The sequence below is a fragment of the Virgibacillus indicus genome (assembly GCF_002266285.1).
Lineage (GTDB): Bacteria > Bacillota > Bacilli > Bacillales > Amphibacillaceae > Virgibacillus_K > Virgibacillus_K indicus.
This window is the reverse complement of sequence record NZ_NPMS01000072.1, coordinates 1-391: the sequence shown is the minus strand read 5'-3', so window position 1 is coordinate 391 and position 391 is coordinate 1. Positions and strand designations below refer to the sequence as shown.

Here is a 391-nt window from a genome sequence, read left to right as displayed (position 1 = left end):
TTATATATTACATATTTTAATCCAAAAACCGAACATTAAATTTATATTATCATTTATTGTCTATTTTTTGAAATAAATATCCATAAAGTTAATTGACAATTATAATATATCTGATATCCTTACAATTATTTATTAATACATGGAAAAGCACCATTAGATTACCTCAAGTACGAAAGGAGAAAGATTATGTTACCAGATCAGCATTTACTTAGAATTCCTGGACCAAGTCCAATCCCGCCGAGTGTACAGCTCGCAATGAGTCAGCCTATGATCGGTCATCGGGGTCAGGAAGCAAAGGAATTACTCAAACAGATTAAACCAAAATTAAAGTTTGTCTTTGGCACAAAGCAAGATGTCTCTATCATTACTGGAAGTGGGACAGCTGGTCTCG

The 391-nt window shown here is 33.2% G+C and carries 1 pseudogene; it reads left to right on the top strand.

Annotation, left to right across the window (positions count from 1 at the left end):
* Positions 1–186 precede the first annotated feature (186 nt).
* Positions 187–391: pseudogene (locus CIL03_RS19515) on the top strand (alanine--glyoxylate aminotransferase family protein); the annotation flags it as partial.